This is a genomic window from Cognatilysobacter xinjiangensis (assembly GCF_014651995.1).
GTDB classification, from domain to species: Bacteria; Pseudomonadota; Gammaproteobacteria; order Xanthomonadales; family Xanthomonadaceae; genus Cognatilysobacter; species Cognatilysobacter xinjiangensis.
This window is the reverse complement of the sequence record NZ_BMXY01000001.1, coordinates 1,568,997-1,593,498: the sequence shown is the minus strand read 5'-3', so window position 1 is coordinate 1,593,498 and position 24,502 is coordinate 1,568,997. Positions and strand designations below refer to the sequence as shown.

At 68.3% G+C, this 24,502-nt stretch carries 18 protein-coding genes and 8 tRNA genes; 19 read left to right on the top strand and 7 right to left on the bottom strand.

Annotated elements, in window-relative coordinates; genetic code table 11:
• Position 1: 1 nt before the first annotated feature.
• Both creC and creD read left to right on the top strand, forming a co-directional pair.
• Positions 2–1,429 (top strand): two-component system sensor histidine kinase CreC, encoded by a 1,428-nt coding sequence (creC, locus tag IE066_RS07645; protein ID WP_189448320.1) that lies wholly within the window; start codon positions 2–4, stop codon positions 1,427–1,429.
• Positions 1,430–1,510: 81 nt separating this feature from the next.
• Positions 1,511–2,869 carry a cell envelope integrity protein CreD gene (creD, locus tag IE066_RS07640; protein ID WP_189448319.1) on the top strand — a complete coding sequence of 453 codons (1,359 nt, stop codon included), beginning with the start codon at positions 1,511–1,513 and terminating at the stop codon, positions 2,867–2,869.
• 43 nt (positions 2,870–2,912) lie between these two features.
• Here the strand turns inward: creD and ppx are convergent, their stop codons facing one another.
• The 5 genes from ppx to IE066_RS07615 form a co-directional block, all read right to left on the bottom strand.
• On the bottom strand, positions 2,913–4,442 hold the full coding sequence (gene ppx, locus IE066_RS07635) for an exopolyphosphatase (protein WP_189448318.1): 1,530 nt from the start codon (positions 4,440–4,442) through the stop codon (positions 2,913–2,915).
• Positions 4,439–6,514 (bottom strand): polyphosphate kinase 1, encoded by a 2,076-nt coding sequence (gene ppk1, locus IE066_RS07630; protein ID WP_189448317.1) that lies wholly within the window; start codon positions 6,512–6,514, stop codon positions 4,439–4,441. The genes ppx and ppk1 overlap by 4 nt, the downstream gene beginning before the upstream one ends.
• The gene (gene phoR / locus IE066_RS07625; protein ID WP_189448316.1) at positions 6,511–7,842 is read right to left on the bottom strand and encodes a phosphate regulon sensor histidine kinase PhoR; all 1,332 of its coding nucleotides are present in this window, start codon (positions 7,840–7,842) and stop codon (positions 6,511–6,513) included. The genes ppk1 and phoR overlap by 4 nt, the downstream gene beginning before the upstream one ends.
• Positions 7,843–7,889: 47 nt before the next feature.
• Positions 7,890–8,597, bottom strand: coding sequence for a phosphate regulon transcriptional regulator PhoB (phoB, locus tag IE066_RS07620; RefSeq protein ID WP_189448884.1), 708 nt, complete (start codon positions 8,595–8,597; stop codon positions 7,890–7,892).
• A 65-nt stretch (positions 8,598–8,662) separates the two neighbouring features.
• On the bottom strand, positions 8,663–10,267 hold the full coding sequence (locus IE066_RS07615) for a M48 family metalloprotease (protein WP_189448315.1): 1,605 nt from the start codon (positions 10,265–10,267) through the stop codon (positions 8,663–8,665).
• A 162-nt stretch (positions 10,268–10,429) separates the two neighbouring features.
• Between IE066_RS07615 and grxC the strand changes: the two genes are divergently transcribed.
• The 3 genes from grxC (at position 10,430) to IE066_RS07600 (ending at position 12,217) form a co-directional block, all read left to right on the top strand.
• Positions 10,430–10,699 (top strand): glutaredoxin 3, encoded by a 270-nt coding sequence (gene grxC / locus IE066_RS07610; protein WP_189448314.1) that lies wholly within the window; start codon positions 10,430–10,432, stop codon positions 10,697–10,699.
• The gene (locus tag IE066_RS07605; protein WP_189448313.1) at positions 10,696–11,085 is read left to right on the top strand and encodes a carboxymuconolactone decarboxylase family protein; all 390 of its coding nucleotides are present in this window, start codon (positions 10,696–10,698) and stop codon (positions 11,083–11,085) included. Before grxC ends, IE066_RS07605 begins: the two co-directional genes overlap by 4 nt.
• A 124-nt stretch (positions 11,086–11,209) precedes the next feature.
• Entirely contained in the window at positions 11,210–12,217 is a 1,008-nt protein-coding gene (locus IE066_RS07600; protein WP_189448312.1) for an isocitrate dehydrogenase, read from the top strand.
• A gap of 59 nt (positions 12,218–12,276) precedes the next feature.
• Here the strand turns inward: IE066_RS07600 and IE066_RS07595 are convergent, their stop codons facing one another.
• On the bottom strand, positions 12,277–13,035 hold the full coding sequence (locus IE066_RS07595; RefSeq protein ID WP_189448311.1) for a Bax inhibitor-1/YccA family protein: 759 nt from the start codon (positions 13,033–13,035) through the stop codon (positions 12,277–12,279).
• A gap of 132 nt (positions 13,036–13,167) precedes the next feature.
• Between IE066_RS07595 and IE066_RS07590 the strand changes: the two genes are divergently transcribed.
• The 14 genes from IE066_RS07590 (at position 13,168) to IE066_RS07525 (ending at position 23,431) form a co-directional block, all read left to right on the top strand.
• A tRNA-Pro gene (locus IE066_RS07590) sits at positions 13,168–13,244 on the top strand.
• 39 nt (positions 13,245–13,283) lie between these two features.
• Positions 13,284–13,360 (top strand) — tRNA-Arg (locus tag IE066_RS07585).
• A gap of 106 nt (positions 13,361–13,466) precedes the next feature.
• A tRNA-His gene (locus IE066_RS07580) sits at positions 13,467–13,543 on the top strand.
• A gap of 52 nt (positions 13,544–13,595) precedes the next feature.
• Positions 13,596–13,671: transfer RNA gene (locus IE066_RS07575), tRNA-Lys, on the top strand.
• A gap of 58 nt (positions 13,672–13,729) precedes the next feature.
• Positions 13,730–13,814, top strand: a tRNA-Leu gene (locus tag IE066_RS07570).
• A 446-nt stretch (positions 13,815–14,260) separates the two neighbouring features.
• Positions 14,261–15,559, top strand: coding sequence for a trigger factor (tig, locus tag IE066_RS07565; RefSeq protein WP_189448310.1), 1,299 nt, complete (start codon positions 14,261–14,263; stop codon positions 15,557–15,559).
• A 68-nt stretch (positions 15,560–15,627) separates the two neighbouring features.
• Positions 15,628–16,254 (top strand): ATP-dependent Clp endopeptidase proteolytic subunit ClpP, encoded by a 627-nt coding sequence (clpP, locus tag IE066_RS07560; protein ID WP_189448309.1) that lies wholly within the window; start codon positions 15,628–15,630, stop codon positions 16,252–16,254.
• Positions 16,255–16,406: 152 nt separating this feature from the next.
• A complete protein-coding gene (clpX, locus tag IE066_RS07555; protein ID WP_189448308.1) occupies positions 16,407–17,696 on the top strand; it encodes an ATP-dependent Clp protease ATP-binding subunit ClpX in 1,290 nt (429 codons plus the stop codon).
• A gap of 322 nt (positions 17,697–18,018) precedes the next feature.
• Positions 18,019–20,448 carry an endopeptidase La gene (gene lon, locus IE066_RS07550; protein WP_189448307.1) on the top strand — a complete coding sequence of 810 codons (2,430 nt, stop codon included), beginning with the start codon at positions 18,019–18,021 and terminating at the stop codon, positions 20,446–20,448.
• Between the two features lie 215 nt (positions 20,449–20,663).
• Positions 20,664–20,936 (top strand): HU family DNA-binding protein, encoded by a 273-nt coding sequence (locus IE066_RS07545; RefSeq protein ID WP_189448306.1) that lies wholly within the window; start codon positions 20,664–20,666, stop codon positions 20,934–20,936.
• Between the two features lie 43 nt (positions 20,937–20,979).
• Positions 20,980–21,054 (top strand) — tRNA-Val (locus IE066_RS07540).
• 31 nt (positions 21,055–21,085) lie between these two features.
• Positions 21,086–21,162: transfer RNA gene (locus tag IE066_RS07535), tRNA-Asp, on the top strand.
• A gap of 99 nt (positions 21,163–21,261) precedes the next feature.
• Positions 21,262–21,338, top strand: a tRNA-Asp gene (locus tag IE066_RS07530).
• 122 nt (positions 21,339–21,460) lie between these two features.
• The gene (locus IE066_RS07525) at positions 21,461–23,431 is read left to right on the top strand and encodes a SurA N-terminal domain-containing protein (RefSeq protein ID WP_189448305.1); all 1,971 of its coding nucleotides are present in this window, start codon (positions 21,461–21,463) and stop codon (positions 23,429–23,431) included.
• A 229-nt stretch (positions 23,432–23,660) separates the two neighbouring features.
• Here IE066_RS07525 and IE066_RS07520 read toward each other — a convergent pair whose 3' ends face one another.
• A complete protein-coding gene (locus IE066_RS07520; RefSeq protein WP_189448304.1) occupies positions 23,661–24,455 on the bottom strand; it encodes an enoyl-ACP reductase FabI in 795 nt (264 codons plus the stop codon).
• Positions 24,456–24,502: the final 47 nt, after the last annotated feature.

Below are 24,502 nucleotides of genomic sequence, written 5' to 3'. Positions count from 1 at the left end.
CATGCGCATCGGCCTGCGCATCTTCCTGGGTTACTTCGCCATCGTCGCGCTGGCCGGCCTGCTGGTGACGCGCGTGTTCGTGGCCGAGGTAAAGCCCGGCGTCCGGCAGGCGATGGAAGACACGCTGGTCGACACCGCCAACGTGCTGGCCGAGCTCGCCGCGGACGACTTCGCCGCGGGTCGCATCGCCGACGGCCGCTTCGCGCAGCGGGTGCGCGCGCTCCACGGGCGCGACCCGGGCGCCGCGATCTGGGGCTTTCCCAAGCGCACGGCGACCTACCGCATCTACGTCACCGATGCACGCGGCACCGTCGTTTTCGACAGCACGGGGCGCGACGTGGGCCGCGACTACTCGCGCTGGAACGACGTCTACCTGACCCTGCGCGGGCGCTACGGCGCGCGCTCAACGCTGGATGACCCGAATAATCCGCAGTCGAGCGTGATGCACGTGGCCGCGCCGGTGCGCGACGCGCAGGGCCGCATCATCGGCGTACTCACCGTCGCAAAGCCAAATCGCGTGCTGCAGCCCTTCATCGAGCGCAGCCAGTCGATCATCGGCCGCTGGGGCGCGCTGCTGCTGGGCGTCGCGCTGCTGACCGGCATCGCGGCGGCGTGGTGGCTGTCGCGCCAGCTGGGGCTGCTGCGCCGCTATGCGCAGGCGGTCACGGCGGGTGAGCGCGCCACGCTGCCCGAAACCGCCGGCGAATTCGCGGAACTCGGCCGCGCGCTGGAAACGATGCGCGCGCGGCTCGAGGGCAAGCAGTACGTCGAGCAGTACGTGCATTCGTTGACGCATGAGATGAAGAGCCCGCTCGCCGCGATCCGCGCCAGCGCCGAGCTGCTGGAGCGTCCGATGCCCGAAGCCGATCGCGCGGAGTTCGTCGCCGGCATCCGCGCGCAGAGCGAACGCCTCGCACAGATGATCGACAAGCTGCTCGCGCTGGCGGCCGTCGAGCATCGGCAGAAGCTCGACGACGCCATGCCGATCGACGTGAGCGCGCTGCTGCAGGACGTGGCCGGCGATTGCCGGGAAACGCTGCGCAGACGCGGCCAGACGCTATCCGTCCGCGTCGACGATGGCCTGGCGCCGCCGCGCGGCGATGCGTTCCTGCTGCGACAGGCGGTGGCCAACCTCGTCGAGAACGCGTCGGACTTTTCGCCGCAGGGCGCGTCGATCGAATTGCGGGCCGAACATGCGGACGGCGCTCTGGCGATCCGCGTGCTCGACCGCGGCGCCGGCGTGCCGGATTACGCCGCCGGCCGCGTATTCGAGCGCTTCTACTCGCTGCCGCGTCCGGACGGCGGCAGCCGCAGCAGCGGGCTCGGGCTGTGCTTCGTCGCGGAAGTCGCCGACCTGCACGGCGCCGCCGCCCAGCTTCTGCCGCGCGATGGCGGCGGCACCGAAGCGCGCCTCGTGCTGCCCGGCTGACTTCATACCCGCTTCACCGTCCGGCCATCGCCGGCGCACGTCGCGACGCGACAGTGGCCGCCTCTTCCACGGAGCGGTGCGATGCGGATCTGGCTGAAGATGGTGCTGGTGGCGGTGATGACGCTGGTCATCCTGATCCCGCTGGCGATGGTGAATGCGGTGATCACCGAGCGCGCGGCCTACCGGCGCGAGGCGGTTGCGGACGTCGTACGCGCCTACGCCGGCGCGCAGGCGGTGACGGGCCCCGTGCTCACGGTGCCCTATTCGGAGTTGGTCGACGTCGAGGAAACGGGGCGCGACGGCGTCGTGCGCACCGTACGCCGGCGGCAGGCGTCGCATTGGACGTTCTTCCCCACGCGCCTCGACGCCTCGGGCCCGCTCGCCCCTTCCACGCGTAAGCGCGGCCTCTACGAGGTGGCGGTCTACGAATGGGCGGGCGTGCTGGCCGCCGACTTCGACGTGCGCATTCCCGACGTCGCCGCGCCCGGCGCCGAGCGCATTGTCGGTACGCCGGTGCTCGGCTATGCGATCGCCGATGTGCGCGGTCTGCAGGGCACGCCGCGGCTGCGGGTGGAGGGCGCCGACGTCGCGCTGCGCGAAGGCTCCGGGGTGCGCGAGGGCAGCGGCGTGCATGCGCTGCTTGACCGCCCACAGCCGGGCGAGCGGCTGGCCTTCCAGGCTCGGCTCGACGTGCAACTGGCGGGCACGGAATCGCTCGCGATCGTGCCGATCGGCAAGCGCAACCGCATCGCGCTGTCCTCGCGTTGGCCGCATCCGAGCTTCCAGGGCAAGTCGCCGTGGCGCAGTTCGGTGTCGGGCACGGGCTTCAAGGCCGAGTGGCAGATCGCGTCCGTGGCCACCGACGCGCAGCGCCAGTACCTGGCAGGCGCGTCGGCCGCCCCGTTCGGTGATGCCTCGCGCGCGCAGGCGGCCGGCGACGGCGGGCTGGAGCGGCTCGGCGTCGTGCTGGCCGACCCCGTCGACGCGTACACGCGCGCCGACCGCGCGACCAAGTACGGCGTGCTGTTCGTCGTGCTGACATTCGTCGGGTTCTTCATGTTCGAGGCGGTCAAGCAGCTGCCGATCCACCCGGTCCAGTACGGTCTGGTGGGCCTCGCGCTGGTGATCTTCTTCCTCCTGCTGGTAAGCCTGAGCGAGCACGTGGGCTTCGACATCGCCTACGTGGCGGCGAGCCTCGCCTGCATCGGGCTGATCGGCTTCTACCTGAGCGCGGTACTGCGCAGCGCGCTGCGCGGAACGGCCTTCGCGACGATGCTGGCGCTTCTGTACGCCGCGCTCTACGGCCTCCTGATCTCGGAGAACAGCGCTCTGATGCTCGGCTCGGGCCTGCTGTTCGCGATCCTTGCCGGCATCATGATCGTCACGCGTCACTACGACTGGTACCGCCTGGGCGGCCAGTCGGCGACTCGAACAGACTGACACTGGGAGACAACGCCCGCGGCATGCGCCGCGGGCATTCCCGTCAGTGCGCCTCGATCTCCAGTGTCATGCCGAGCCCCGGGAAGTACGCCTGCTCGCCCTGCAGGTCCGCCTTGAGCAGCGGCCGGCGGTCGTACCAGCGCGCGGCGAGCGTCAGCACCAGGCCGTCCTTCCCGGCGCGCGCGCCCAGTTCCGGAATCGGGTCGGAATCGCGCGCGCGGTGCAGGACGACGGCTACGCGCAGCAGCGCCGCGAGGCGTCGTGCGGCCGGCAGAAGGCGGTCGGGCAGGGCATCGAAATCGGATTTGTGCACGCGGCGGCGATGCGTGCGCACCAGCGCCGCGAGGAACTGCTGCTGCTGTTGCGAGAAGCCGGCGATGTCGGAATTCTCGATCACGTACGCGCCGTGCAGGTGGTACTTGCTGTGCGCGATGGCGAGGCCGAGCTCGTGCAGGCGCGCGGCGCGGATCAGCATGAGGCGATCGTCCGCATCCAGTGCCCAGTCCTGCGCGACCTGGTCGAACAGGCGCAGCGCACTGCGCTCCACGCGCTCGGCCTGCGCGCGGTCGATGCCATAGCGCTCGGTCAGCGCGGTCACCGACGCCTCGCGCGGGTCGTCGGAGCCGCCGCGGCCGATCATGTCGTGCAGGATGCCCTCCCGCATCGCGGCCTTGCTGACCGCGAGGCGCGTCAGGCCGAGCGCGTCGAAGGCCGCTTCCATCACCATCAGCCCGCCCGCGATGATCGGGCGGCGCTCGTCCGACAGGCCGGGCAGGTCGATGTCGTCGACGTGGCCGGCGGCGAGCAGGCGGTCGCGCAGCTGCGGCAGGGCTTCGGCGGTGATTGCGCCCTTGGTGAGCTTCATCGCCGCGCAGATCTCGCCGAGCGCACGCGCGGTGCCCGACGAGCCCAGCGCCTCGTTCCAGCCCAGCGAGCGGTAGGTGCCGGTGAACTGCTGCAGCTCCGCGCGCACCGCCGCCATGCCCTGGCGCCACTGGCGCTTGGACAGGCGGCCGTCGGGAAAGAAGCGGCGTGTGGTGGCGATCGCGCCGACCTGCACGCTCTCGCGCTCGATCGCCTCGAAGCCGCTGCCGATAATGAATTCGGTCGAGCCGCCGCCGATGTCCATCACCAGCCGCAGGTGGCCCGGCTTGGGCGGTTGTTCGTGCGCGACGCCGAGATAGACCAGGCGCGCCTCCTCGCGGCCGGAGACGACTTCGATCGGGTGCCCGAGCGCGCTTTCGGCTGGCGTCAGATACGCCTGCGGCATCGACAGCCGCCGCACCGTATTGGTCGCGATCGCACGCACGTGCGAGGGCGGGATGTCGCGCAGGCGCTGGCCGAAGCGCGCGAGGCATTCCAGCGCGCGCTCGCGCACCGCCGGATCGAGCCCGCCCTTGCCGTCGAGGCCCTCGGCCAATCGCACCGTCTCCTTGATGCGATCGACGATGCGCAGCTGTCCCAGCAGATAGCTGGCCACCACCATGTGAAAGCTGTTGGAGCCGATGTCGACGGCGGCGAGCAGGTCGCCGTCCTTCAACGGAAGGCGGGCGGTGTGGAGGAGGCCATTCATCCGCAGATTTTATGCAGGAGCTTCATCTGCGCCGAGTGCGGCGCCGCGCCTTCGGCCGGCGCCACGCGCTCGTAGTGGCCGTCGGACATCAGCTCCCATGCATTGCAGTTGTCGGCCAGGTAGTTCTCCAGCGCCTCGGCGTGCACGCGACGCGCGACGCGCGGGTCGACGATGACGAAGCCGGTTTCCACGCGCCGCAGCAGGTTGCGCTCGAGCCAGTCCGCGCTGCCGCAGAGCAGTTCCGGCTCGCCGCCGTTCTCGAACCAGTAGACGCGCGAATGCTCGAGGAATCTGCCGACGATCGAACGCACGCGGATGTTCTCCGATACGCCCGGTACGCCCGGCCGTAGCGAGCAGGCGCCGCGCACGATCAGGTCGATGCGCACGCCGGCCTGCGAAGCCTTGTAGAGCGCGCGAATCACCTGCGGCTCGTTGAGCGCGTTCATCTTGGCAACGATGCGTGCCGGCAGCCCGGCCTTGGCGTTTCGCGCCTCGCGCTCGATGCGCATCAGCATCCCGCTGTGCAGCGTGAACGGTGCCTGCAGCATGCGCTTGAGCTCCAGCGACGGCGCGAGGCCGGAGATCTGCTGGAAAATCAGGTGCACGTCGTGGCCGATGTCCGCATCCGCCGTCAGCAGGCCGATGTCGGTGTACGCGCGCGCCGTGCCCGAGTGGTAGTTGCCCGTGCCCAGGTGAACGTAGCGGCAGAGCTTCGAGCCTTCGCGGCGCACGATCAGCATCATCTTCGCGTGCGTCTTGTAGCCCACCACGCCGTAGACGACCTGCACGCCAGCGGCCTGCAGGCGATCGGCCAGGCCGAGGTTCGCCTCCTCGTCGAAGCGTGCGCGCAACTCGACCACGACGGTGACGTCCTTGCCGTTGCGCGCCGCCTGGATCAGGTGCTCGACGATGGGCGAGTCCTTGCCGGCGCGGTAGAGCGTCTGCTTGATCGCGAGTACGTGCGGGTCCTCGGCCGCCTGCCGGATCAGCTCGAGTACTGGCGAGAACGAATCGAACGGGTGGTGCAGCACCACGTCGTGCGACGCGATGGTTTCGAACATCGCGTCGGTGCCCGGCAGCACGCGCGGGGTGAACGGCGGGAACTTGAGGTCGGGGCGCCTGACCAGGTCGTACACCTGGATGGCGCGATTGAGGTTCACCGGCCCGTTGATGCGATAGACGGCGCTCTCGTCGAGGTCGAAGTTCTCCAGCAGCAGCGCGACGATATCGGGCGGGCACTGCTCCGCAATTTCCAGACGCACCGCGCGCATGTAGCCGCGGCCGAGCAGCTCGTCCTTCAGTGCGAGCGCGAGGTTCTCGACCTCTTCCTCGTCGACCAGCAACTCCGAGTTGCGCGTGACGCGGAACTGGTACGCACCCTTGACCTCCATTCCCGGGAAGAGCTCGTCGACGAAGGCCGACAGCACTGCCGACAGAAATACGAAATCGCTGGCGCCGCCGGAGATCGCCTCGGGCAGCTGGATGATCCGCGGCAGCGAGCGCGGCGCGCGCACAATGGCGAGGTGGCCGGCGCGCCCGAATGCATCGCGGCCTTCGACCACCACCACGATGTTGAGCGACTTGTTGAGGATCTTCGGAAACGGATGCGCCGGATCGAGCCCCAGTGGCGACAGCACCGGCAGGATCTCGTCGAGGAAGTAGCCGCGCAGCCACTCGGTCTGCGCATCGGTCCAGCTGTCGCGATGCAGCACGCGCACGCCGGCATCGGACAGCGCCGGGCGCAGCACGTCGTTCCAGCATTCGTACTGCGCCTGCACGAGATCCGCGGAGCGCTCGTGGATACGCGCCAGCGTCGCCGACGGCACCAGCCCGTCTGGGCCGGCCGCGAGGCCGAGCTGCTGCGCGTGCTGCAGCGTGCCGGCGCGGATCTCGAAGAATTCGTCGAGGTTGGTGCAGCTGATGCACAGGTAGCGCAGGCGCTCCAGCAGCGGCACCGACGGGTCCTGCGCCTGCGCCAGCACGCGGAAGTTGAAGTCCAGCTGCGACAGCTCGCGGTTGAAGTAAAGCGATGGCTCGCGCAGCAGGTCGTCGTTCTCGACGGCGGAACTCATGCGAAATGCTCCAGTGGACGCCGCGTGCGCACGCGCGCGGCGCCGAAATGACAGGAGAACGTGCTGCCGCTGCCGACCTCGCTGCGGATCTCCAGCCGCGCCTGGTGCAGGGCGAGCACGTGCTTGACGATGGACAGCCCGAGCCCGGTGCCGCCGCTCTCGCGCGAGCGGCTGTTGGACACGCGGTAGAAGCGCTCGGTGATGCGCGGCAGGTGCGTGGCGGGAATGCCGTAGCCGGTGTCCGTGACAGACAGCGCAACGCCCACGCCGCCGTCCGCATCCGCCTCGCGCGCGAACGACACGCGGATGCGGCCGCCGGCCGGCGTGTAGCGCACCGCATTGGCGACGAGGTTGGAGAACGCGCTGTGCAGTTCCTTGGGCGAGCCCTGCAGGTCGACGCAGGCATCGTCGACCACGTCGATCTCATGCCGGCCCTGGCTGAGCGCGAGCGCCTCCCGGCGCAGCGCGGCGAGCATGCCCGCCATAGGCACCACCTCGTCGTTGGGCAGCTCGGCGCGCGATTCCAGTCGCGACAGCGTCAGCAGGTCCTCGACCAGCTGCGCCATGCGGGCAGACTGCCGCTGCATCTCGTCGATCATCGGCGCCCATTCCGGCTGCTCGGCCGGGTCCAGCATGTCGAGGTAGCCGTGCAGCACCGTCAGCGGCGTACGCAGTTCGTGCGACACATTGGCCACGAAATCGCGCCGCATCTGCTCGAGCTGCAGCAGGCGGCTGACGTCGCGCGCGACCAGCAGCCACAGCTCCTCCGAGTACGGCAGCAGGCGAAGGCTGAGCGTCACCGCCGGATCGAGCGGCGAGGGTATGTCGAGAGGCTCGGCGTTGCGCCCGCGGGCCAGCCAGGAGGCCAGCGGCAGCCCCGGGAGGCGCTCGACGATCGACGCTTCGATGTCCGGCGGATAGCGCAGGCCCAGCAGCGTCGTGCCTGCCTCGTTGAACCAGACGATGCGCTGCGTGTCGCGCTCGACCACGATGACCGCATCAGGCAGCACCGTCGCCGCGGCGCGATAGGCGCGCAGCATCGTGACCAGCCGGCGCTTGCGCAGGCGCGCACTGGTTTGCCGGCGATGCAGCAGGCGCTCGATGTCCCCGTAGAAGTCCCGCGACCCGTCGGGCCGCGCTCGCCGGGTCGAGGTCAGCCGGGCGACCAGCCGGCGCATGCGCCACATGTGCCAGCCCAGCGCAGCGAGGGCGCCGCAGGCCACGCCAAGTTCGGGCCGCCCCAGCGTCGCGCCCGCGAGCAGGCCGATGGCCGCCGGCAGCGCCAGCAGGCCGATCGTGCGCAGCCAAGCGGAGCGGGCACTGGACATGTCCCGCAGTCTAAACGCCGCCGGTCGACGGGCGGCCCGGGCCATTCTCAGCCCTCCGGCGAAGCGGAGAACCGGTAGCCGGCGCCGCGCACCGTCTGCACCATGCCGTCGAGCCCGTGCGGCTCCAGCGTCTTGCGCAGGCGACGGATGTGCACGTCGATGGTGCGTTCCTCGACGTAGACGCTGCCGCCCCACACGTGGTCGAGCAGCTGCGAGCGGGTATAGACGCGGTCCGGATGCGTCATGAAGAAGTGCAGCAGACGGTATTCGGTCGGGCCGATCTGCACCGGCTGCTCGGCGCCCTCGACACGCGCCATCACGCGGTGCGCGGCGCCGTCTATGCGCAGGTCGCCGATGGCGATCGAGCCGTCCTCGTCGTCCTCGCGGGTGCGCCGCAGCACGGCGCGGATGCGTGCGAGCAGCTCGCGGGCGGAAAACGGCTTGACCACGTAGTCGTCGACGCCGGCCTCCAGCCCGCCCACGCGGTCGTTCTCCTCGCCGCGCGCGGTGAGCATGATGATCGGCACCTCGCGGGTCAGCGACTCGCGCCGCCAGCGCCGCGCGAGCTCCAGCCCGCTGCTGCCCGGCAGCATCCAGTCCAGCAGGATCAGGTCGGGCACGCGCTCGGCGATGGCTTCCTGCGCCTGGCGCGCGTCGCCGGCATGGACGGGTTCGAACTCGCCCTTGCGCAGGGCGAAGGCGACCATGTCGCGGATCGCGGGCTCGTCTTCGACGATGAGGATGCGCTTGTGCACGCGGCTACCGGGCTGTTCGGACGCGGTCACTACACTACCGCCCGGTTACAGCGCGATGACAGTCGTCAGCGGCGCAGGTCGTCGTCGCGGATGCCCTGGCGGCGCAGTTCCAGCACCGTCGGCGTGATGGCGGCGATGCGCGCGTCGATGCGGGCGCGCGCGTAGTAGTCGAGGTCGTCGCGCTTCTTGAGCGTGTTGAGCTGCGCGAGCGCCAGTTCCGGCCGCCCGCTGAGGTAGGCCGCCTCGGCATGCGCCTCGCCCGCGCGGACGGGGTCGCCGGCGCTCTCGCTGGCGCGGGCGAAGGTGCGCTGGAACACCGGGTCGTCGGCGAGCGAGCCCATCAGCGGCCTAAGGATCGCCTGCGCGCGCTTGCCGGCCGCCGCGCCGCTGCGCTCGCCCAGCACCTGCGCGTAGGTCAGTGCCACGGCGCGGCTGGCCGGGGTCTTGGCCAGCAGGGCCTCGAAGCGGGCATCGGCCGCCGCCCCGTTGCCGCTCGCGGCCTCCGCCTGCCCGAGTGCGAGCTGTGGCCAGGCCTCGGCAGGCCGGCGCTCGACCAGCGCGGTCAGCAGGGGCATCGCCGACTTCGGCTGGCCCGCCCTGAGATGCGCGACGGCCAGCCCGTACTGCTCGGCGTCGGTCAGCGCACGTGCGCGACGGATGGCTTCGTATTCCTGGATCGCCATCGCCGGAGTGTCGGCGCTGAGTACCCGCAGCCGCTCGCGGGCGTAATCGAACAGGCCGGTCGGGCCCATGCCGGTGCTCGCGTCCACCCGCACGCCGCCGGGCAGCAGGGGATGGTCAGCGCCGAAACCGCCGCTGAACTCCGGCCGCGCACGCAGCCGCTCCGCGCGGTCCTTGGCCTCGGTGATGCGCGTGAGCGTCATCGGGTGGCTGCGCAGGTAATCCGGCGTCTCGCCGAACAGGCTGGCCTCGTTGGCGCGCGAGCGCGCCTGCAGCTTGGCGAAGAAGTCGGCCATGCCGGTCGGATCGAAACGGCTGCGCGAGAGCACCTGCATGCCGACGCGGTCGGCCTCGGACTCGTTCGAGCGCGTGTAGTTGATCTGCCGCTGCTGCGCGAGGCCCATCGCGGTGACGATTGCCGCCTGCGCCGCGTCGCCGGATGAGTTTCCGCCGGCCTGCTGCGCCACCACGATCGCGCCCAGCATCGCCAGCACCATCGGCAGCTGATCCTGCTTGGCGCGCTCGACGCTGCGCAGCACGTGTTGCTGGGTGACGTGCGAGATCTCGTGCGCCAGCACGCCGGCCACCTCGTCCTCGCGGTCCGCCGCGAGCACCAGCCCGGAGTTCATGCCGATGTAGCCACCGAGCGTCGCGAAAGCATTGATCTGCCGCTCTCGCAGCATGAAGAAGGTGTAACTGCGGCGGCTGTCGTCGCTCGCGCCGGCGAGGCGGTGGCCGAGCGTGTCGAGCCAGCTGTCGATCAGCGGGTCCTCGAGCACGTAGTCGTAATGGCGCAACTGGGCGAGCGTCATCGCGCCGTATTCGGCCTCCTGCGCGGGCGTGATGAGCCCGCCGGCGGACGAGCCGATGTCGGGCAGGCGGTTTTCCTGCGCGGCGACGGGCAGCGCGATCGCGGTGACGAGGCCGGCGGTGAGCAGGGCGGTGCGAAGCAAGGCGGTTCCCCGTTGGGCGCGGGCGGTGCCGCGCATCGCGAGGATGCCGTGGCGCCGGCCCGCAGGCGTGAATCCAGTGTTAAGCGTCCGACCGCGCGAGCGCCGCTTCGTTCCACGGCGCCGCAGCGTTCCGGCACCAGGGGTGGAAATGGTCGTTCGCGGTCGCCATAGTCCCGCGATCCCGACCGGAGAGTCCCTGTGAGCGCCCCCGCGAACATCGTCATCTACACCACCGCCGTCTGCCCCTACTGCGTGGCGGCGAAGAATTTCCTGCAGAGCAAGGGCCAGACCTGGGAGGAAGTCCGGGTCGACACCAATCCCGATATCCGCCGGAAAATGACCGAGATGACCGGCCGGACGAGCGTGCCGCAGATCTTCATCAATGACACCCACGTGGGTGGCTACGACGACATGATCGCGCTGCACCGCAAGGGCGGCCTCGAGCCGCTGCTGGAAGGCCGCGCATGAGCGGCGCGACCGAGAAGGATCGGGTCGCCGAGTTCACCGCGTTCCGCAAGCGCATGAATGAGCGGATCCTGGCCGAGCCGAACCAGGTCGTCCGCCGTTTCTTCGCGCTCGATACGCAGACCTACCAGCCCGGCGCGCTCGACGTGAAGACCAAGGAGCTGCTTGGCCTGGTCGCCTCGATGGTGCTGCGCTGCGATGACTGCATCAGCTACCACGTCGCCCAGTGCAGGGAAGCGGGCGTCAAGCGCGACGAGATGTTCGAGGCGTTTTCGGTCGGCCTGGTGGTCGGCGGTTCGATCGTCATCCCGCACATGCGCCGTGCTGTCGATTTTCTCGACCGGCTGGAGCAGGGCGAAGCGGCGCCGGCGGCCCACGACCACGGCTGACCCGGCGATTCAAGCGGCTGTTCGAGACGGAGGCCCGGGCAGCCAGCCCGGGCCTCCGGCATAATGACGGGCTCTAATACGGCGCCGTATGCATCCGTTGGGCGCCATTTCCCGGAAATCAGAAATGACGCAAACCATCACGGTCATCCGCGGCGACGGCATCGGCCCGGAAATCATGGACGCCACGCTCCATGTGCTGGATTCGATGAATCTCGGCCTGTCCTATGAATTCGCCGATGCCGGCCTGGTCGCGCTCGAGAAGCATGGCGAGCTGCTGCCGGCCGCGACGATGGAGTCGATCCGTCGCAACCGCATCGCCCTCAAGAGCCCGCTGACCACGCCGGTCGGCGAGGGCTTCTCGTCGATCAACGTCGAGCTGCGCAAGCGCTTCGACCTGTACGCGAACGTGCGCCCGGCGATCTCGTTCCCGAATACGAAGTCGCGCTTCGCTTCGGGCGTCGACCTGATCACCGTCCGCGAGAACACCGAAGGCGCCTACATCGGCGAAGGCCAGTCCGTGTCCGAGGACGGCGAGACGGCCGTCCTCACGCAGAAGGTCACGCGCCGCGGCTCCGAGCGCATCGTGCGCTACGCCTTCGACCTCGCGCGCCGCACCGGCCGCAAGAAGGTCACGGTGGTGCACAAGGCGAACATCCTGAAGTCGACGTCGGGCCTGTTCCTCAAGACCGCCCGCCTCGTCGCGCAGGAATATCCGGACATCGAGTGCAACGAGATGATCGTGGACAACTGCTGCATGCAGCTGGTCATGAAGCCGGAGCAGTTCGACGTCATCGTCACCACGAACCTCTTCGGCGACATCATCTCCGACCTCTGCGCCGGCCTCGTCGGCGGCCTCGGCCTCGCGCCGGGCGCAAATATCGGCACCGATGCGGCGATCTTCGAGGCCGTGCACGGGACCGCCCCGGACATCGCGGGACAGGGCAAGGCAAATCCTTGCGCGCTGCTGCTCGGCGCCGCGCAGATGCTCGACCACCTCGGCAAGGTCGAGGAGGCCGATCGCCTGCGCAAGGCGATCGTCGCGACGCTCGAGGCGAAGGATTCCCTGACGCCCGACCTCGGCGGCACCGGCAACACCATGTCCTTCGCCAAGGCGATCGCCGGTCGCATCTGACCCGGACGCCCGCGCATAAAAAGGCCGCCCCCCGGGCGGCCTTTTTCGTTGCGGCCGGCTCAGCGGCGCGATTGCAGCTTCGACAGCAGCCGGAGGATCTCCATGTACAGCCACACCAGCGTGACCAGCAGACCGAACGCCGCGTACCACTCCATGTACTTCGGCGCGCCGGCCTCGACGCCCTGCTCGATGAAGTCGAAATCCAGCACCAGGTTCAGTGCGGCGATCGTTACCACGAACAGCGAGAACACGATGCCGATAGTGCTGCTCTCGTGAATGAAGCCGAAGCCGCCGAAGCCGAACAGACGCATGCCGAGGTTGACGAGGTAGAGCAGGGCGATGCCGCCCGTTGCCGCGACGATGCCCAGCTTGAAGTTGTCCGTCGCGCGGATCAGTCCGCTGCGGTAGGCCAGCAGCAGCGCCGCCAGCGTGCCGAAGGTCAGCCCGACCGCCTGGACCACGATGCCCGGATAGCGCGTCTCGAACACGGCCGAGATCGCGCCGACGAAAAGGCCCTCCAGCAGCGCGTACAGCGGTGCGGTGACGGGCGCCCACGTCTTCTTGAAGATCGTCACCAGCGCGACGACGAATCCGCCGAGGCCGCCGACGAGCACGTAGGGCATCGGGTTCATGGCCGCCGGATTGGCGAAAAGCTGGCTCCAGGGCCACAGCGCCGCGCCCAGCGTCAGCACGAGCAGCAGCGCCGTGCGGTTCACCGTGCCGTTGAGGCTCATGGTGCCCGACGGCGAGGAGACGACGGCGCCCGAGCCGAGGTCGAGGAAGGTGGAGGCCTTCAGGGCCGGATTGCCGCTTCGCATGACGTCTCCCGCAGAATTCGATGTCCCGAGCATACCGGCTCGCCCGGCGCGACTCCGCATTGACACCGCGGCGGCGGCCGTCGAGAATGCTCGACTCTTTCGCGGCGCTGGCGCGCGACGAAAGATACCGGCCGGGGCATAGCGCAGTCTGGTAGCGCATCTGGTTTGGGACCAGAGGGTCGGGGGTTCGAATCCCTCTGCCCCGACCAATCCCGGTCCGGACGGGTCGTACGGTTCCGCCCTGACAGGCGCCCGTAGCTCAACCGGATAGAGCACCGGCCTTCTAAGCCGGTGGTTGCAGGTTCGATTCCTGCCGGGCGCGCCAGGCAAGGCTGACTTGGAATCGTCGGCGAATGAGCGCGCAGTCGCGCGTTGCGTTACAAAATACCGGCGGGCTGTTGCTGCATGACGGCCGCCAAAGAAGCTTTATGGTGGCTGTAGCTCAGTTGGTTAGAGTACTGGATTGTGATTCCAGATGTCGGGGGTTCGAGTCCCCTCAGCCACCCCAGTTTCGCTTTTGTGGTTGCGTGTTCCGCAAGAGCTGCTAAAATTGAAAACACGGGCCGTTAGCTCAGTTGGTAGAGCAGTTGACTCTTAATCAATAGGTCCAAGGTTCGAATCCTTGACGGCCCACCAAATCGAAGCACCCGGCGACCCCGGGTGCTTTTTCTTTGCGGCGGACGTGGTCACGATCGCGAAAGTGGCGGAACTGGTAGACGCACTGGATTTAGGTTCCAGCGCCGCAAGGCGTGCGGGTTCGAGTCCCGCCTTTCGCACCACGCAAGCTAGGCCCACACGCCGCCGCGTTGAAGATCGCGTGGCCAGGCGCTGCGACATCCGCTCGCGGGCTGTTCCATGACCGGTCATTTCGCATCAGACCGTCGTCGCGGGATCAGGCATGGGCCGCGGCGGTCCCGCGCCTGCATGGAGGCTTTTCGGTCACCTCCGTGGCACTAACCCCGCGGCGTCGCCCGATAGCCGCTTGGGCGTTTGCGATCCGGTGCGCCGCCACGGCAGGCCGCGGCCGAGGCGACCCCATGCTCGGCCGGCCGCTCTCGCCCGGGCCTCGGCCTCGGGCGGAGGCCGGCGATGGGGGGCAACTAGCGCCCCACCGGCACATCCGCCAAACTATCGCGTTCCTTAACACGACGCGTGGCCGCTGCGGCCGCCGTCGGAACCGTCAGACATAACGTGCCGTGGCGCCGCTGCGGTCGCAGGAGTGGATATGCAAGTTTCGGTCGAATCCGTCGGCAGCCTTGAGCGCCGCATGACCCTGAGCCTTCCGGCCGACCAGCTCGACTCGGCCGTCTCCGCGCGCCTGCGCGAGATGGCCCGCACCGCGAAGCTCAAGGGCTTCCGTCCGGGCAAGGTGCCGACGAAGGTGATCGAGCAGCGTTTCGGCCAGCAGGTCCGCAGCGAGATCCTCGACCAGATGCTTGGCGACAGCTTCCGCAATGCCGTGCGCGAGAACGAGTTGCAGATCGCGGGCGCGCCGCGCATCGAGCCGACGCCCGCGGACGACGGCAGCATCGCCTTCGTCGCCAACTTCGAGGTGGTGCCGGACTTCGGCGACATCGACGTGTCCAAGCTCAAGGTGGTGCGCCACACCGCCGAGGTGACCGATGCCGACATCGACACGATGATCGAGAACCTGCGCATGCAGCGCCGCACCTGGCAGGACGTCGAGCGCGGTGCGCTGGCCGGCGACCTCGTCGAGTTCGAGACCTGGTCGCAGGCGGGCGAGCAGCGCGTCCCGGCCGAGGGCGTCGAGCGCGGCGCCGACGTGATCGGCTCGGGCATGATGCTCGAGGCCATCGAGCAGAACCTGATCGGCCTGAAGGCCGGCGAGGCCAAGCAGTTCGACGTCGACTTCCCCGCCGAGTGGCGCGTGGCCGAGTTCGCCGGCAAGACGGTACAGGTGAACGTCGCGGTCAACCGCGTCGCCGAGCCGGTGATGCCGGAAGTCGATGCCGAGCTGATCCGTAGCTTCGGCGTGAAGAGCGGCGATCCGGAGCAGTTCCGCGCCGAGATCCGCGCCAACCTCGAGCGCGAGCTCAAGGGCGCACTGATGAACCGCCTGCGTCGCGAGGTCGGCGAGCAGCTGATCGCCGCGTACGAGCACGTCGAGCTGCCGCCGCGCCTGATCGAGAACGAGGTCCGTTCGATGGCCGCGCAGGCGCTGGACAACGCGCGTCGCCAGGGGCACCAGGGCGGTCTGCCGGAAGGCATGGAAGCCGAGTTCCAGGAGCCGGCGCGCAAGCGCGTGCTGGTGGGCCTGCTGGTCGGCGAGATCGCCCGCCGCAATGACCTGCGCCTCGACCCGCGCCGAGTCAACGAGACGATGCGCCTGATCGCCTCCACCTACGAGGAGCCGCAGCAGGTCATCGAGCTCTACCGCAACGACCAGAACCTCATGCAGGGCCTGCAGTCGCGCGTGATGGAGGAGCAGGTGATCGACTGGATCGCCGAGCGCGCCGAGCACACCGAACAGCCGATGAGCTTCGCCGAGGCGATCCGCCAGTAAGGCCTTGTGTCGCGGTCCGGCCGGCCCCACGCTAGGTCGGACCGCACACATCAGAGATCCAGCGACCCATGGACAACCGCCCCCACGCCCTCAACCTCGTGCCGATGGTGGTCGAGCAGACCAGCCGCGGCGAGCGCGCGTACGACATCTACTCGCGCCTTCTCAAGGAGCGGGTGATCTTCCTGGTCGGTCCGATCGACGACCACATGGCGAACGTGATCGTCGCGCAGATGCTCTTCCTCGAGGCGGAGAACCCCGAGAAGGACATCAACCTCTACATCAACTCGCCCGGCGGCGTGGTCACGGCCGGCATGGCGATCTACGACACCATGCAGTACATCAAGCCGGACGTGAGCACGATCTGCGTCGGCCAGGCCGCCTCGATGGGGGCGCTGCTGCTGGCGTCGGGCGCGGCCGGCAAGCGTTTCGCCCTGCCGAATTCGCGCGTCATGATCCACCAGCCGCTCGGCGGCTTCCAGGGCCAGGCCTCGGACATCGACATTCATGCCCGTGAGATCCTGACGCTGCGCCAGAAGCTGAACGAGATCCTCGCCAAGCACACCGGCCAGCCGATCGAGACGATCGCCCGCGATACCGAGCGCGACAACTTCAAGAGCGCCCAGGCATCCAAGGAATACGGTCTGGTCGACCAGGTCCTCGAGCGTCGCCCGGACGACACCGTCCAGCCGACCTGAGGCCATGTCCGCAGCCTCCGCGGACCGCCTTCACAAACTCCGATGACCCCGGCGTCCCGGGCCCGACAGGGCCTCGGGACGCCGTGCTATCCTCGGGCCGCCATTCAGCGGTGTGGCTCCACACTGCGTTTTCAGGTAAAGCCAGGCAGAACATGAGCGACGACCGACAGGGCCGAACGGGCGAAAGCAGCAAGATCCTCTACTGCTCGTTCTGCGGGAAGAGCCAGCACGAGGTGCGCAAGCTCATCGCCGGCCCGAGCGTATTCATCTGCGATGAATGCGTCGAACTCTGCAACGACATCATCCGCGAGGAGCTTCAGGAAAAGGCGCAGTCCACGCGCAGCCACCTTCCGAAGCCGAAGGAAATCCTCGAGGTTCTCGACCAGTATGTGATCGGCCAGCAGCGCGCCAAGCGCACGCTCGCAGTGGCCGTCTACAACCACTACAAGCGCATCGAGAGCCGTCAGCGCAACGACGACGTCGAGCTGGCGAAGTCGAACATCCTGCTGGTCGGCCCGACGGGCTCGGGCAAGACGCTGCTGGCCGAGACGCTCGCGCGCCTGCTCAACGTGCCGTTCACCATGGCCGATGCGACGACGCTCACCGAAGCCGGCTACGTCGGCGAGGACGTCGAGAACATCATCCAGAAGCTGCTGCAGAAGTGCGACTACGACGTCGAGAAGGCGCAGCAGGGCATCGTCTACATCGACGAGATCGACAAGATCTCGCGCAAGTCCGACAACCCCTCGATCACGCGCGACGTGTCGGGCGAGGGCGTGCAGCAGGCGCTGCTCAAGCTCATCGAGGGCACCATCGCCTCGGTGCCGCCGCAGGGCGGGCGCAAGCATCCGCAGCAGGAGTTCCTGCAGGTCGACACGCGCAACATCCTGTTCATCGTCGGCGGTGCATTCGCGGGCCTGGACAAGATCATCCAGCAGCGCAGCACCGACACCAGCGGCATCGGCTTCGGCGCGAAGGTGAAGAGCCAGGAGCGCAAGGCGGAGATCGGCAAGGTGCTGGCGGAGGTCGAGCCGGAGGATCTGATCAAGTTCGGTCTGATCCCCGAGTTCGTCGGTCGCCTGCCGGTGATCGCGACGCTCGAGGAGCTCGACGAGGCCGCGCTGGTGAAGATCCTCACCGAGCCGAAGAACGCCATCACCAAGCAGTTCAAGAAGCTGTTCGAGATGGAGGGCGTGGAACTCGAGTTCCGCCCCGACGCGCTGTCGGCGATCGCCAAGAAGGCGCTCAAGCGCAAGACGGGCGCGCGCGGCCTGCGAACGATCGTCGAGCAGGTGCTGCTGGACACCATGTACGACCTGCCGTCGGCCGAGAACGTCAGCAAGGTGGTGGTGGACGAGACGGTGATCGAGCACAAGGCCGAGCCGTACCTGATCTACGAGAACCCGCCGGCGCCGCAGCCGAAGGCCGCTTCGGGCGAGTGATCGCTCCGCGGCGCGTGAAGGCACGGGCGGCTTCGGCCGCCCGTTGTCGTTTCCGCAGCGGGCGAATGTGCGCACGGCTGCTTCGATTCGCGCGCGACGCCGATGATGACGGCTTGGACCTCGTCACCGAAGATGCGCCGGAATTCCGCGGCCGCTCGACCCGTAGCCTGTCTATTCAACGACTTGCGTCACGCAAATCGGCGGAACGAGGCTTGCAACGATCCTGTTGAACCCCATAGATGGGGCTTGGGCGTGGTTCTCCACGCATCTTTTTCGGCGCCGGCCCCATGCTGGCGGTCGCCATGAGTCCGGGAGCAATTCAATGACCGAATCCACCGCCCGCGAGAACCTGGACCTTGCGGTCCTGCCGCTCCGCGACGTCGTGGTTTTTCCCCACATGGTCATCCCGCTGTTCGTCGGCCGGGAGAAGTCGATCCGCGCCCTCGACCACGCCATGGAATCCGACAAGCGCATCCTGCTGGTCGCACAGAAATCCGCCGACGTGGACGACCCGACCGGAAGCGATCTCTACTCGGTCGGCACACTCGCGAACGTCCTGCAACTGCTGAAGCTGCCGGACGGCACCATCAAGGTGCTGGTGGAAGGCGTGACGCGCGCCCATGTCGACAAGGTCGTCGAGCGCGATGGCGCGCTGGTCGGGCGCGCGCGTGTCATCGATGCCGATGACGACCGCGACGAGCGCGAGCTCGAGGCCGTTACGCGCACCTTGCTGGGTCTGTTCGAGCAGTACGTGAAGTCCAACCGCAAGCTGCCGCCGGAGCTCATGCAGACCCTGCAGGGGATCGACGAGCCGGGCCGCCTGGCGGACACCATCGCCGCGCACCTGTCGGTGCGCATCTCCGAGAAGCAGCGGCTGCTGGAGGCCAGCGGCGTCGGTGCACGGCTGGAGATGCTGGTCGGCTTCGTCGACGGCGAGATCGACGTGCAGCAGCTGGAGAAGCGCATCCGCGGCCGCGTGAAGTCGCAGATGGAGCGCAGCCAGCGCGAGTACTACCTCAACGAGCAGATGAAGGCGATCCAGAAGGAACTGGGCGAGCTCGACGATGCGCCGAACGACATCGACGAGCTGACGCGGAAGATCGCAGAGGCCGGCATGCCGAAGGACGTCGAGGCGAAGGCCAAGGCCGAGCTCAACAAGCTCAAGCAGATGTCGCCGATGTCGGCCGAGAGCGCCGTGGTGCGCAACTATCTGGACTGGCTGCTGGGCGTGCCGTGGAACAAGAAGACCCGCGTGCGCAAGGACCTCAAGGCCGCGCAGGAAGTGCTCGACGCCGACCATTTCGGTCTCGAGAAGGTCAAGGAACGCATCCTCGAATACCTCGCGGTGCAGACGCGCGTGCAGAAGATGCGCGGCCCGATCCTGTGCCTCGTCGGTCCGCCGGGCGTGGGCAAGACCTCGCTCGGCCAGTCGATCGCGAAGGCGACCAACCGCAAGTTCGTGCGCATGTCGCTGGGCGGCGTGCGCGACGAGGCCGAGATCCGCGGCCATCGCCGCACGTACGTCGGCTCGATGCCGGGCCGGATCGTGCAGAACCTCAACAAGGTCGGCAGCAAGAACGCGCTGTTCGTGCTCGACGAGATCGACAAGATGGCGATGGACTTCCGCGGCGATCCGTCGTCGGCGCTGCTGGAAGTGCTCGACCCCGAGCAGAACAGCGCCTTCAACGACCATTACCTCGAAGTCGACCTCGACCTTTCGGAGGTGATGTTCATCGCGACGTCGAACTCGCTGAACATTCCGGGCCCGCTGCTCGACCGCATGGAAGTCATCCGCATTCCGGGCTACACGGAAGAGGAGAAGCTCAACATCGCCGAGCGCTACCTGCTGCCGAAGCAGATCAAGGCAAACGGCCTGCGCGAAGGCGAGCTCAAGGTCACCGATGACGCGCTGCGCGACACCATCCGCTACTACACGCGCGAATCGGGCGTGCGAAACCTCGAGCGCCAGGTCGCGAAGATCTGCCGCAAGGTGGTGAAGGAACTGGCGCTCGCGGGCCCCAAGGCGCGCAAGACGGCGGTCCTCGTCAATGCGAAAAACCTCGAGAAGTACCTCGGCGTGCAGCAGTACGACTTCGGTCGCGCCGAGGAACAGAACGAGATCGGCCTGGTGACCGGGCTTGCGTGGACGCAGGTGGGCGGCGACCTCATGCAGATCGAAGCGGCGCTCGCGCCCGGCAAGGGCTCGATGCTGCTTACCGGCCAGCTCGGCGACGTCATGAAGGAATCGGCGTCGGCCGCCTTGTCGGTGGTGCGCGGCCGTGCCGAGCGCCTCGGCATCGACATCGACTTCCTCAGCAAGCACGACCTGCACGTGCACGTGCCCGAAGGTGCGGTGCCGAAGGACGGCCCGAGCGCGGGCATCGCGATGGTAACGGCGCTCGTGTCGCTGCTCACGCGCAATCCGATCAAGGCCGACGTCGCGATGACGGGCGAGATCACGCTGCGCGGTCGCGTCCTGCCGATCGGCGGCCTGCGCGAGAAGCTGCTTGCCGCGCTGCGCGGCGGCATCAAGACGGTGATCATTCCCGACGAGAACAGGAAGGATCTCGTCGACATGCCGAAGTCGGTGACCAAGGGGCTCGACATCATCCCCGTGAAGTGGATCGAGGAAGTGCTCGACATCGCGCTGGAACAGCCGGTGACGCCGGCCGCGGCGCCGACGCCGGCGGCCGACGAGATGCCGGTGCACGAGGCGCCCGTATCGAACACGCCGGTCGAGATCACGCACTGACGCCAACGCGATCGGCGAATTTGCAAGCCGGAAAGCCGCGTCGTTGCTGGCTTTCCGGCTTGCGTCGTTTGTGAAGCCGCTGGTATAACGAGCGCCGTCCGCGTCACAGGCTCGCGAAGAGCGACGGGGAAGGTCGAACAGGGGATCTGCCGGTCAGGGGGTTTGTCCGGTTCTCAGCACATCTGCGGCCCACTGCCGCCCACGGAGTACAAGCAATGAACAAAGCCGATTTTGTCGCGGCCATCGCCGATGCCGCCGAACTGTCGCGCACGGAAGCCGCCAATGCCGTCGACGCGATGGTCAGCGTGATCACCAAGACCCTGAAGAAGGGCGAGAACGTCACGCTCGTCGGCTTCGGCACCTTCGAGGTCCGCGAGCGCGCCGCGCGCCAGGGCCGCAATCCGAAGACGGGCGAGACGATCGAGATCGCTGCTTCGAAGAATCCGTCGTTCAAGGCTGGCAAGGCCCTGAAGGACGCTGTAAACTAATCAACTCGCCCGCCAGCGCCGCTTGCTTGGGGCTGGTCGAGACGGGTGCTTAGCTCAGCGGTAGAGCGTCTCCTTTACACGGAGAGGGTCGGGGGTTCGAAACCCTCAGCACCCACCAGAGCATCCTGGCAGGCGAAAAGTTAAAGCGCGGAGTGGTAGTTCAGTCGGTTAGAATGCTGGCCTGTCACGCCGGAGGTCGCGGGTTCGAGTCCCGTCCACTCCGCCAGTTGTTCCGAGGGCGCCGAATGGCGCCTTCGTTTTCCGGATCGCACGTCCGGGCGGTTTTCCGCGAAGCGTGCGGGCAGCGTCCGCTGTCGCAACAAATGGAGCGGTAGTTCAGTCGGTTAGAATGCTGGCCTGTCACGCCGGAGGTCGCGGGTTCGAGTCCCGTCCGCTCCGCCATCTTCGAAAAGCGCCGGAAACGGCGCTTTTCTTTTGCCTGTCATCCGGCTGCCGCCGTCACGAGGCGTCCACGGGCCATTCCAGCGGCTACACTGTCCGGCTTCGCCCCGAGCCGTGCCGCAATGCTGCAGAACCTTCGCGAAAAGACTTCCGGCTGGATCGCCACCGTGGTACTCGGCCTGCTGATCGTGCCGTTCGCCTTCGTCGGCGTGTCGGACTACTTCCAGCAGACGCGCGAGCGTCCGGTCGCTTCGATCGGCGCGCCGCCGACCTGGTGGGCCGATGCGCCCACGTTCTGGCCTTTCTCCGCCCTGTGGGAGCACCAGGACGTCACGCAGCGCGACTTCCGCGACCGCTTCGAGCAGGCGCGGCAGACGGCACGGCAGGAGCAGGGCGTCGAGTTCGACGCGCGCGAGTTCGAGTCGGTCGATAACAAGCGCAAGGTGCTCGACGCGCTGATCGACGAGCGCGTGCAGGGCCTCTGGGCGCAGCGCCAGGGAATCGTTGTCAGTGATGCGATGGTGCGCCGCGAGATCGCGCAGATCCCGGCTTTCCAGCGCGACGGCAAGTTCGACCTGCAGCAGTACCGCCTCGCGGTGCGCACGCTGAGCCCGCCGCGTACCGAAGCCCAGTTCGAGCAGCTGGTGCGCGACGGCCTGGCGGATTCGATGCTTCGCACGAGCATCGGCAGCAGTTCCTTCGCCACGGCCAGCGAGACCTCGCGTCTCATCGCGCTGCTCGGCGAGCGCCGCGACGTGTCGGTCATCGCGCTTCCGGCGGCCCAGCCGGACACGGCGGCGGTGACGGCGGCGGAGATCGACGCCTGGTACCGCTCGCACATCGCCGACTACCGCGCGCCGGAGACGGTGACGCTCGAGTACGTCGAGCTCGACGCCTCGACGCTGCCGCTGCCCGTGGTCGACGAGGCCGCACTGCGTGCGCGCTACGAGCAGGAAAAGAAGCGTTTCGTGTCCGACGAGCAGCGCCAGGCCGCGCACATCCTGATCAGCGTGCCGGCCGGGGCGGCCGCGTCGGTCGACGCCGCCGCGCGCGAGAAGGCCACGCGCCTGGTCGCGCAGGCGCGCGCGCCCGGCGCCGACTTCGCCGCGCTCGCGCGTGCCAACAGCGACGACACCGGCTCCAAGGCCGCGGGCGGCGATCTCGGCCTCGTCGGCCGCGGTGCCCTCGCACCCGCCTTCGAGAAGGCACTGTTCGAGATGCAGCCGGGCCAGGTCAGCGACCCCGTCCGCACCGAGTTCGGCTGGCACGTGATCCGCCTCGGACAGGTCCAGCAGGGCAATCAGGAAACCTTCGAGCAGGCGCGCGCCACGCTCGAGAAGGAACTGGTCGAGAGCGGCCGCGAGCGTCGCTTCCAGGAGCTGTCGACCAAGCTGGTCGACGACGTGCTGAAGAACCCGTCGGTGCTGGCGCCGGCCGCGCAGGCCGCGGGCCTGCCGCTGAAGACGGTCGGGCCGATCGCGCGCGGGCAGGGCAGCGGCGTCATCGCGCACCCGCTGGTGCAGCGCACGGCATTTTCGGACACGGCGATCCAGCAACGCATGGTCACCGACCCGATCGACGTCGGTAACGACCACAGCGTGCTGATCCGTGTGAAGGATCACGCGCCTGCGCGCCAGCTCACGCTGGCCGAGGTCCGCGACCGCGTGATCGCGGCGATTCGTGCCGACCGGACGCTGAAGGCCGCGCAGAAGCGGGCCGATGCGGTCGTCGCGCAGGTGAAGGGCGGCCAGTCGCTGGCCGCGGTCGCCACCGCGCAGGGACTGGCCGCGCCGCAGGTGCTGACGGGCGTGCCGCGCGGTGCACCGGCGGTGGCCGAGGGCGTCGCGGAAGGCTTCTTCACCGCGCAGGCGCCGAAGGGCCAGAAACCCGTCGGCTCGAAGGTCCTGCCGGACGGCCGCGCGTTCGTGTTCGTGGTCGACGCGGTCAAGCCCGGCACGGCCGCGGACATGGGCGGCGACCCGGCCGTCCTGTCGCGCCAGATCGGCCAGCTGCACGGCTTCGTCGAGGTCGAGTCGATGGTGCGGACCCTGCGGCGTACCTACAAGGTCGAGGTCAACGAAGCGAACCTTTGACCTCTGCCGGTCGGTAATCGTGGACGGCCCGCTTCGGCGGGCCGTTCGCGTTTTCGGATGTGCGGATCGTGGGCGACGGCGATCGCCTGCGGATCGCGACGGGGGCGATGCATGCGATGCGTGCCCGTCGCACACACATATATATATGTGCCGCCTGCGACGCGCACGTGCGGTAAACGAAAAAGCCCGGCCTGAGCCGGGCTTTCTTCATGGTCGACGCGGCGGCGCGTCAGTCGTCGTCGCCGATGCCGGTCATGCCGAGGATGTTGTAGCCCGAATCGACATAGGTCACCTCGCCGGTGATGCCCAGCGCGAGGTCCGAGCACAGGAACGCGGCGGTATTGCCCACGTCCTCGATGGTGACGCTGCGACGCATCGGCGCGTACGTCTCGAAGTGGTGGAGCATCTTGCGGAAGTTGGCGATGCCGGCGGCAGCGAGCGTCTTGATCGGGCCGGCGGAGATGGCGTTGACGCGCGTGCCTTCCGGGCCGAGGTTCAACGCGAGGTAGCGCACCGTGGCTTCGAGGCTGGCCTTGGCCACGCCCATCACGTTGTAGTTCTGCAGCGCACGCTCGGCGCCGAGGTAGCTCAGCGTCAGGATCGAGCCGTTGCGGCCGGCCATCATCGGACGCGCGGCCTTGGCGAGCGCGGCCAGCGAGTACGCGGAGATGTCGTGGGCGATCGCGAAGTTCTCGCGGGTCAGGCCGTCGAGGAATTCGCCCTCGATCGCCTCGCGCGGCGCGTAGGCGATCGCGTGGACAACGATGTCGAGCCCGTCCCAGCGCTGGCCGAGCTGCTCGAAGCACTGCGCGATCTGCTCATCGGAGGTGACGTCGAGCGGGAGCACGATGTCGCTGCCGTATTCGGCCGCGGCGGCTTCCACTCGCGACTTCAGCTTGTCGTTCTGGTAGGTGAAGGCGAGTTCGGCGCCCTCGCGACGCATGGCCTCGGCGATGCCGGTGGCGATGGAGCGCTGGCTGGCGACCCCGGTGATCAGTGCGCGCTTGCCCTGCAGAAAACCCATGTGCTCTCCGTGACTGACGCCCGCCGGATGCGGACGGGCGCCGTAGT

Bases quoted from the DNA above. Each gene is read 5' to 3' on its own strand.
- creC (WP_189448320.1), top strand. From the start codon at position 2: ATGCGCATCGGCCTGCGCATCTTCCTGGGTTACTTCGCCATCGTCGCG.
- IE066_RS07605 (WP_189448313.1), top strand. From the start codon at position 10,696: ATGAGCGGCGCGACCGAGAAGGATCGGGTCGCCGAGTTCACCGCGTTC.
- tig (WP_189448310.1), top strand. From the start codon at position 14,261: ATGCAAGTTTCGGTCGAATCCGTCGGCAGCCTTGAGCGCCGCATGACC.
- IE066_RS07525 (WP_189448305.1), top strand. From the start codon at position 21,461: ATGCTGCAGAACCTTCGCGAAAAGACTTCCGGCTGGATCGCCACCGTG.
- creD (WP_189448319.1), top strand. From the start codon at position 1,511: ATGCGGATCTGGCTGAAGATGGTGCTGGTGGCGGTGATGACGCTGGTC.
- ppx (WP_189448318.1), bottom strand. From the start codon at position 4,442: ATGAATGGCCTCCTCCACACCGCCCGCCTTCCGTTGAAGGACGGCGAC.
- clpX (WP_189448308.1), top strand. From the start codon at position 16,407: ATGAGCGACGACCGACAGGGCCGAACGGGCGAAAGCAGCAAGATCCTC.
- IE066_RS07595 (WP_189448311.1), bottom strand. From the start codon at position 13,035: ATGCGAAGCGGCAATCCGGCCCTGAAGGCCTCCACCTTCCTCGACCTC.
- lon (WP_189448307.1), top strand. From the start codon at position 18,019: ATGACCGAATCCACCGCCCGCGAGAACCTGGACCTTGCGGTCCTGCCG.
- IE066_RS07600 (WP_189448312.1), top strand. From the start codon at position 11,210: ATGACGCAAACCATCACGGTCATCCGCGGCGACGGCATCGGCCCGGAA.
- ppk1 (WP_189448317.1), bottom strand. From the start codon at position 6,514: ATGAGTTCCGCCGTCGAGAACGACGACCTGCTGCGCGAGCCATCGCTT.
- IE066_RS07545 (WP_189448306.1), top strand. From the start codon at position 20,664: ATGAACAAAGCCGATTTTGTCGCGGCCATCGCCGATGCCGCCGAACTG.
- clpP (WP_189448309.1), top strand. From the start codon at position 15,628: ATGGACAACCGCCCCCACGCCCTCAACCTCGTGCCGATGGTGGTCGAG.
- IE066_RS07520 (WP_189448304.1), bottom strand. From the start codon at position 24,455: ATGGGTTTTCTGCAGGGCAAGCGCGCACTGATCACCGGGGTCGCCAGC.
- phoR (WP_189448316.1), bottom strand. From the start codon at position 7,842: ATGTCCAGTGCCCGCTCCGCTTGGCTGCGCACGATCGGCCTGCTGGCG.
- IE066_RS07615 (WP_189448315.1), bottom strand. From the start codon at position 10,267: ATGCGCGGCACCGCCCGCGCCCAACGGGGAACCGCCTTGCTTCGCACC.